Source organism: Psychrobacter sp. 4Dc (genome assembly GCF_002836715.1).
GTDB lineage: Bacteria > Pseudomonadota > Gammaproteobacteria > Pseudomonadales > Moraxellaceae > Psychrobacter.
This window is the reverse complement of record NZ_PJAT01000016.1, coordinates 1-7,269: the sequence shown is the minus strand read 5'-3', so window position 1 is coordinate 7,269 and position 7,269 is coordinate 1. Positions and strand designations below refer to the sequence as shown.

Below are 7,269 nucleotides of genomic sequence, written 5' to 3'. Positions count from 1 at the left end.
CAGTTTTTTAATGTCAGATTGAGTAGTCATTGCTTATTCTCCTGTTAATGGATTATAAGCAGTTACACAGTTTTTAGGAAACTCCCTAATAGTTAGTCAAATTAAAAAACCCTTTTGTTCTGAACCATTAAAAAAGCATCAGCTTAATTGCTGATGCTTTTTCGATACATTAACAAGAACTTATTATAGTTTAGCTCATAATAGAATAAGGCCTATTATTTGCTACATTTACCTTTTACGCCTAGCTGAAGATCTAATATCGCTTCTTTACCTTCAGCTTCTGAAACCAATTTCAGTCCAGCCCCGCCGACAAACACACCTGGCTTAATGTATTGCTGGATAAAATAGTTCTGACCCGCAGTAGTATTTACCATCAAATCGTTTGGAGAAAATTCAGACTCAGTAGAGACTTTATGCGTCGTATTTCCTTGCACTTCTTGATGAAAGAATGTTCCGCGCGCTGTTTCACCAACACACTCATCATCAATCCAAACATCTTTCTTCAAACTTGCACCTATGACACTGTTAGAACGATAGATATATAGTCCTGCTTTATCGTTTGAAGGTGGTTGAACCTGCTTTAATACATCAGATACATGCGTTTGCTCTGTAGGGATAGAAGCACAACCAGCAAATAGGACTGATGTCATGGTTAAAAAAGCGATTTTCTTTAGCATAATATTTCTCTAATAATAAAGTTTATCTGACTGACAAAATTTTAATAACATTGTGGTTTACCATAGAGAAATCAAACCTTAGACCATGTAACTCATTATTATCTTGACGCTTGATTTATAATATATAAACGTCTGATGCGATCTCTTTACTTGAACTATAATGTATAAATTTTGTTACGATACAATACAGATTATCTCTATAAAACTCAACATAATTTATCTAAATTTCCTTATATTATTTCAGAAATATATTTTTTATTAGGCTCAGGTGATGCTGATAGATTAAACGTGGTCACATCGTGTTCACAGAGCATAACTTGGACGTGATTAAAATGGCAGATTAGGTGTTGTTTTTCTATAAAAGCTACTTCCTAAACAAACTCTCTCTCAACATTCATCACCCTTGCATCTACCGTACGTTCTAGCTTTTCCTCAATTTGACTACATTGCGACTCGACCTCACGTTTAGACAAGCCGACGATCACAAACGTCCATTCGCTCGCGTCATGCCGATCACGCTCCCCGCTTTCACATACCGCGATACTTGGCGTATTGCCAAAGCGCGCGTGCAAGCCGCCCATACGGTGGCGTTTTTCTTTTAGCGAGCCACAACCGGTCAATGAAAACGTCAAAGTCAAAATAGCGATATGCATTTTATGCTCCTTGCCAAAAATTTTTATAATAGCATCCAATATAATATTCGATAATGGCTGATATTGTCTGCGCGTCAGCATCCAGACCCTTTATAATAGTGTATCAATACCAACCAACCTGCGTATCTCACTCATGACCTCTATCAGTTACGTAAAGCAGCAGCACATTACCCGATTATGCGTGCGCTGCGGCTTACTTCTTATGCAATATGGTGCTGAGTCTGCCGTAGTAGTAGATTTATGCAAACGCTTAGGCATCGCCTTAGGAATGAATAGCATCGAATGTTCGCTGAACTTTAATGCCATTACCCTAACGACTATCTGTGACGAGCGTTGTATCACCACTACCAGAGACACGATCAATCAGAGCATCAATGTCAATTTATTGGTACAAATCCAGCAAATCGTCAATAAGACTGAAGCCACTGTCGATCATAATGACTTGATTGACCGCACTACCCTTGCCTTTGATGAGTTGGATAAGACCGTGTATCCAACGTGGTTAGTAAGCGTGTTTGTTGGTGCGTCTTGTGCGGCGTTTGCATATCTGAATGGCGGTAGTTGGTCGATTACAGCGGTGACTTTCATCGCTGGTATGGTGGCGATGTTTACTCGTATCTATCTCTCCAAGCACCACTTTAACCCTTTTATCACTGTCATTGTGACGGCATTTATCGCTTCACTGATTGGGGCGACGACCTATTATTTTGATATTGGTAATAATGCGGATATCGCTGTTGCCTCCAGTGTACTGCTATTGGTACCTAGCTTTCCTTTGATTAACTCTTTGTCCGATATCCTAAAAGGCTATGTCAATATTGGCGTTGGGCGTGCGGTCTTTACCTATATGCTCACTTTATCCGCGTGTGTCGGTATCGTGATGGCATTGGTTTTACTTCGCATACAGCACTGGGGGTTTTAAGATGTGGTTTATTGAGACCGTCGTACTGTCTTGTATCATCACCCTTGGTTGGACGCTGATGTTTAGCGTACCCAAACGCTATATCTTGCCTTGTTTACTGATGACAGCGTTTGGCTTTGGGTTAAAGACAGCTCTCGTTTATCAGCACATTCATATCGTGGTTGCTAGCTTTTTTGGGGCAATGCTTGCCAGCTTTTTGGGTGTGTATTTTTCTAAGAAATATACTCTGCCGCCCAAAGCGCTCATCTCGCCTAGCGTCATCTGCATGATGCCTGGTATCGCCGCCTATAAAGCGATGGTCAGTATGGTACAGATAGGTTACTTTGGCTTTTCAGACGAGTTGTTTAGCCAAATGATGGTGTATTTGTTTGAAGCACTGTTTGTGACCTCAGGATTGGTGCTTGGCTTGTCTATCCCTGGACTGTTATTTTATAGACGTCGTCCTATTGTATAAATGGGTTTGAGTAGATTTAAATATCTAAATACTAGGCTTTTCTTAACCAACCAGCGTTTATAGTCAAGCGATTCAACATACGCTAACCATAAAAAACTTGTAAGATGAATGATAAGACCCATTACAGTAGAGTCGGAAACAGCACCAATAGCAACTTAATAAAGAGACCGTATTATGACCAAACATTATGACTATATCGCCATTGGCGGCGGTAGCGGCGGCATCGCCTCACTCAACCGTGCAGCAAACTATGGCAAAAAGTGCGCTATTATCGAAGCCAACCAATTGGGCGGCACGTGTGTGAATTTGGGCTGCGTTCCCAAAAAGGTCATGTGGTATGGCGCGCAAGTAGCTGAAGCCATCCATAAATATGCACCAGACTATGGTTTTGATGTTGAGTTAAAAGGTTTTGACTTCCAAAAACTGGTACAGAGCCGCCAACAATATATCGAAAACATTCACCGCGCTTATGACAATAACTTGGCAAAAAACGGCGTCGAAGTGATCAAAGGCTTTGCCAAGTTTGTCGATACCAATACCGTAGAAGTGAATGGCGAGCTGATTACCGCTGATCACATTTTGATTGCTACGGGCGGTCATCCGATTCAACCAGATATCAAAGGTGCAGAATACGGCATCGACTCTGACGGATTTTTTGCGTTGAATCATTTGCCAAAACGCGTGGCGATTGTAGGTGCTGGCTATATCGCTGTCGAGATCGCAGGCGTGTTAAACAGTCTGGGTGCCGATGTGCATTTGTATGTGCGCAAACACTCGCCACTACGTACGTTTGACCATACTATCGTAGAGACTTTGCTGATAGAAATGGAACAAGCTGGCATTAAATTACACACCAATACGGTGATCAGTGAAGTCAATAAAAATGACGATGACAGCCTGGATTTGACCACCAACGATGGCGGTGAAGACTGTATCGATACTGTCGATTGCTTGATATGGGCGATTGGTCGCGCGCCATCGACAGACGGTATCAATCTGCAAGTGACAGGGGTTGCGACGACTGAGACTGGTAAAATCAAAGTCGATAAATTCCAAAATACCAATGTCGATGGTATTTATGCAGTTGGCGATATTATCGAGAACAGCGTAGATTTAACGCCCGTAGCGATTGCCGCAGGTCGTCGTTTATCAGAGCGTTTGTTTAACAACAAACCTAACGAGCATTTGAACTACTCGTTGATACCGACCGTGATTTTTACTCATCCGGCTATCGGTACGATTGGGCTATCTGAAATCGACGCGGTAGAACGCTATGGCAAAGAAAACATCAAGTGTTATACCTCAAGCTTTACCGATATGTATAGCGCGGTCACTCAACATTGTCAAAAATGCACCATGAAGCTAGTATGCTTGGGCGATGACGAAAAAGTCATTGGCCTGCATGGTATTGGTTTTGGCGTCGATGAGATGATTCAAGGCTTTGCTGTCGCGATTAAAATGGGCGCGACTAAAGCTGACTTTGATAATACCGTTGCCATCCATCCAACTGGTTCAGAAGAGTTTGTGACGATGCGTTAGTATGTGCGTTGATTTGATAGTCGTACTAAGCAATTTATTATAAAGGCTACTCTTGAAGGAGTCGCCTTTTTTGCTAGGTTTGAGGACTATATCTCGCTTTAACGAATTACTTCAATATTCTTTATTTTACTCTGACATTCTTAAACTGAACGACATTATCTAAACTGCCAAGCACGCTTTTAGGTTGCGGTTTTAACTGAACCGTATTATTAGGTAGTTTTACCGTGATGCCTTGATTATTAATTTTATAAAGTACAGGTCTGTTGGTGAAGCTCAGTGTTTTCTTTGTTTTATCATAGTCAAACTGTCCTTCATAAAGCAGCTCAATTCGGCCCTCCTCATCTGCAAAAGCATAATATAATTGCTCGCTGCCATCTTTATACTGACTATCGAGCACCATTTTTTTATCATTATCTACTGTCAGCATATAGATATAGGGAAATGGGTTTTCTGCTTGTTCGACATAAGGTGGTAGCATTTCATAGTTCTCGACCTTCATTTTGCCCTTGATCTTTTTGCTTTCAGTAATAGATAGCAGGCTTCTGTTATTCCACTCCTCCTCAATGATACGGACAACGACTGGTTCATCGTTGATCACCTTATACTCTGAAAACTGATGCCACGCAGCACCGCTTTTGGTCATAGTGTTCAAGGTTTCACTGTCTTTATCGATGCCAAAAAAACCACAGTATCCCTGTGCCAGATCCGTAAATCCATCACTATGAATGAAAGTATTATCCTTTTTTAGATAGACTTGGTAAGAAGGTCCACCATAACAGCCATTGCGTCCATCTCTTAGTGCTAAGTCCTTTTGATTATCAAAATTAAAGTCATCGTATATCAGTACGCTATGCTCGCCATAATACCTATTGGCAATATTAGCGCTAATTTTGTCGCTTAGTTGACGCTCTTTACTGTTGTCCAACTCATATTCAATATCGAGACTAGCAGGCTGACTAATCATGGTTTGCCCAGTTTTTGCATTGATAACCTTAATAATACTATTTGACTCGCCATCTTCATCCTCTGTTGGGATAATGATGGCAGAGTAATCGTCAGAAAACTCTTCAATTTGATAGTGCTGATTTGAAGCTTGAGCCGTAGCTGACAATGTTGACGTAAACACGAGGAAGCCACTTGCTATTGTCGTTGCTCTGAATGCTCTTTTAAACAAGACCTTAGATAGAATATTGCTAGACATTGCGTACTCCTTATTCGCTTATTTTTTATTATCATAGGCCTTCTAGAACAATATAGACCACTGATTAGCTCTTGTTAAGCAAAAAAAAGGCGCTACTTAAGCGCCCTGTTTATATCATTAATTTAAGCAGTTTTATAAACCACTATGGCGTCAATACCCATTCGCCATTGACATCACTGACCTTAAAAGCGCCGCTATCAGTACGACTATTGCCACCGATGGTTTGCGTGACATCAGCGGTACACAGATAAGTGTTGTCACCCTCAGTCGTATCACAGCTGACATTGTCTACGCTCTCAAGCGTTGGCATCATACCTGCCATCATGCCGCTCACAGCTTTTGCCATCTCATCATCGCCCGCTTGCACCATTGCATCGTCCATGATGCTATTGGCATTGTCATACTGCGCCTGAATCAGCTCTTCTACGTCACTATCAGAGGGGCCGCTCGAGCAAGCGGCAAAGAGCGGTGTCAATACAGCGATGATTGCTAATTTTTTTATACTTCTCATCATATTCTCGTTTCGATTAGGTAGTGCTCAAAGTATACCTAAACACCCTTTAAAACCCAACATAATTTCTTTGTCAATAGCACTGCTTTTTAGGATGAGCCGTTTATTCTTGCTAGTAATTTGCTCTTTTTATGCCTTAGCCTCAAGTGACTTACAGACAGTCCAATCTCCTTGCTGTTATTATGCCAGTATTCTAATAAACGATAAGAGAGTTGCAAGATGGTAGCCGTCTACCTTTATATTTTACCTGTTGGCTTAGGCATTATGACTTTAGCAGCAAGTTTATTGTTCTTGTTTGCATTTTTGATGTCTGACGACCCAGCAACGCGCTTGCCTGCTTTTAACTGGTTCAAGCGCTTAATCATTGTGGCGTTTATCTTGCTCAGCATTGGGCTGTTTATGACTTTTGGTCACTTTTGGGGCGCATAAAGCAAAGTCCGCTGTTATGCGTTAACGATTTTCTCAAGCTCCAATAGCACTAAGTCATCGCGCTTAGGCTCGCCATTATTGCCATCGACAGGAAACGGCATACTATTACCATTTAGCTGATAACCGCGGCGCTGATAATAAGCCAAAAGCTCAGGACGATGACTTAGTATAGACATAGTCAGACGGCTAGGCTGATTAAGTGACTGTAAATGACGATCTGCAAAGGTCTCAGCCGCTTGTAAAATCACGTTGCCGACACCCTTCCCTTGTAGCTCAGGATGTACCGCAAACATGCCGATATAGGCTTTTTTATTTGAGTCAGCATCCGTTTTGATATCGACAGCGATACAGCCAAGTATCTCACCCATCTCATCTCCCTCACGATTGCCTGTTGTAGTTTTCGGATAAACAAAATAATAGTGATTAGGATCATTGATTACGGCGGCGAGCTCCGCTGATGTAGTCCTGATACCACCGATCAAATCGGCCTCATTGGTCCAACCTGCCGTCTCGCGATAGCAGCAATTCAATAACTGCTCAAGTGCGCCAATATCATCCAATGTCGCTTCACGCAAAAATACCGACTCTTTACTAAAGTGATCTGTGTTTACATTGCTGTCATTTATATTATTTTCGCTCATATTATAATTTTTCCTTTTCCGTCTATGTATAGTTGCATTCAAATAACTTCGATACAAGAAAACTGAATTCAAGTTATACATTAGTATACTTAACAAGGATGACGATGTAGCGGATCTATATAGATTTAACTATAAAAAAACTGACTTAGATCGCTAAGCCAGCCTCAGGTATGTCATTAATTAGATTGTGAGGCTTAAAATGAGAAAAATTGTAGATAAACGAGGAAGAAATTGCCGTTAAT

Annotated in this window: 9 protein-coding genes; 4 read left to right on the top strand and 5 right to left on the bottom strand. The window is 41.2% G+C overall.

Translation table 11 applies throughout. The annotated features are described in order from the left end of the window. Positions 1-215: 215 nt before the first annotated feature. Together CXF61_RS01270 and CXF61_RS01265 are read right to left on the bottom strand one after the other, a co-directional pair. A complete protein-coding gene (locus tag CXF61_RS01270; RefSeq protein ID WP_165596874.1) occupies positions 216-677 on the bottom strand; it encodes a DUF2846 domain-containing protein in 462 nt (153 codons plus the stop codon). Positions 678-1,048: 371 nt separating this feature from the next. Next, entirely contained in the window at positions 1,049-1,330 is a 282-nt protein-coding gene (locus tag CXF61_RS01265; protein ID WP_165596873.1) for a DUF503 domain-containing protein, read from the bottom strand. A 133-nt stretch (positions 1,331-1,463) separates the two neighbouring features. Here CXF61_RS01265 and CXF61_RS01260 point away from each other — a divergent pair, with 133 nt between their 5' ends. From CXF61_RS01260 to gorA, 3 genes are all read left to right on the top strand, one after another. Then, positions 1,464-2,252: a threonine/serine exporter family protein gene (locus CXF61_RS01260; protein WP_165596872.1), complete on the top strand. Its 789-nt coding sequence runs from the start codon at positions 1,464-1,466 to the stop codon at positions 2,250-2,252. 1 nt (position 2,253) lies between these two features. Beyond that, the gene (locus tag CXF61_RS01255; protein ID WP_165596871.1) at positions 2,254-2,706 is read left to right on the top strand and encodes a threonine/serine exporter family protein; all 453 of its coding nucleotides are present in this window, start codon (positions 2,254-2,256) and stop codon (positions 2,704-2,706) included. A 174-nt stretch (positions 2,707-2,880) separates the two neighbouring features. Continuing rightward, on the top strand, positions 2,881-4,245 hold the full coding sequence (gene gorA / locus CXF61_RS01250; protein WP_165596870.1) for a glutathione-disulfide reductase: 1,365 nt from the start codon (positions 2,881-2,883) through the stop codon (positions 4,243-4,245). 121 nt (positions 4,246-4,366) lie between these two features. On the opposite strand, the gene CXF61_RS01245 is transcribed toward gorA, so the two are convergent. Further along, the gene (locus CXF61_RS01245; protein WP_165596869.1) at positions 4,367-5,446 is read right to left on the bottom strand and encodes an XAC2610-related protein; all 1,080 of its coding nucleotides are present in this window, start codon (positions 5,444-5,446) and stop codon (positions 4,367-4,369) included. Positions 5,447-5,588: 142 nt separating this feature from the next. Further along, complete coding sequence (locus CXF61_RS01240; RefSeq protein ID WP_165596868.1) at positions 5,589-5,957, bottom strand: hypothetical protein; 369 nt, start codon at positions 5,955-5,957, stop codon at positions 5,589-5,591. A 219-nt stretch (positions 5,958-6,176) separates the two neighbouring features. On the opposite strand from CXF61_RS01240, the gene CXF61_RS01235 reads away from it, so the two are divergent. Continuing rightward, a complete protein-coding gene (locus CXF61_RS01235) occupies positions 6,177-6,386 on the top strand; it encodes a hypothetical protein (RefSeq protein WP_025644536.1) in 210 nt (69 codons plus the stop codon). Positions 6,387-6,400: 14 nt separating this feature from the next. On the opposite strand, the gene CXF61_RS01230 is transcribed toward CXF61_RS01235, so the two are convergent. Further along, positions 6,401-7,027 (bottom strand): GNAT family N-acetyltransferase, encoded by a 627-nt coding sequence (locus tag CXF61_RS01230; protein WP_165596867.1) that lies wholly within the window; start codon positions 7,025-7,027, stop codon positions 6,401-6,403. Between the last annotated feature and the right edge of the window lie 242 nt (positions 7,028-7,269).

Excerpts from the sequence above, each read along its gene's own strand:
- CXF61_RS01270 (WP_165596874.1), bottom strand. The coding sequence starts at position 677 with ATGCTAAAGAAAATCGCTTTTTTAACCATGACATCAGTCCTATTTGCT.
- CXF61_RS01265 (WP_165596873.1), bottom strand. The coding sequence starts at position 1,330 with ATGCATATCGCTATTTTGACTTTGACGTTTTCATTGACCGGTTGTGGC.
- CXF61_RS01260 (WP_165596872.1), top strand. The coding sequence starts at position 1,464 with ATGACCTCTATCAGTTACGTAAAGCAGCAGCACATTACCCGATTATGC.
- CXF61_RS01255 (WP_165596871.1), top strand. The coding sequence starts at position 2,254 with ATGTGGTTTATTGAGACCGTCGTACTGTCTTGTATCATCACCCTTGGT.
- gorA (WP_165596870.1), top strand. The coding sequence starts at position 2,881 with ATGACCAAACATTATGACTATATCGCCATTGGCGGCGGTAGCGGCGGC.
- CXF61_RS01245 (WP_165596869.1), bottom strand. The coding sequence starts at position 5,446 with ATGTCTAGCAATATTCTATCTAAGGTCTTGTTTAAAAGAGCATTCAGA.
- CXF61_RS01240 (WP_165596868.1), bottom strand. The coding sequence starts at position 5,957 with ATGAGAAGTATAAAAAAATTAGCAATCATCGCTGTATTGACACCGCTC.
- CXF61_RS01235 (WP_025644536.1), top strand. The coding sequence starts at position 6,177 with ATGGTAGCCGTCTACCTTTATATTTTACCTGTTGGCTTAGGCATTATG.
- CXF61_RS01230 (WP_165596867.1), bottom strand. The coding sequence starts at position 7,027 with ATGAGCGAAAATAATATAAATGACAGCAATGTAAACACAGATCACTTT.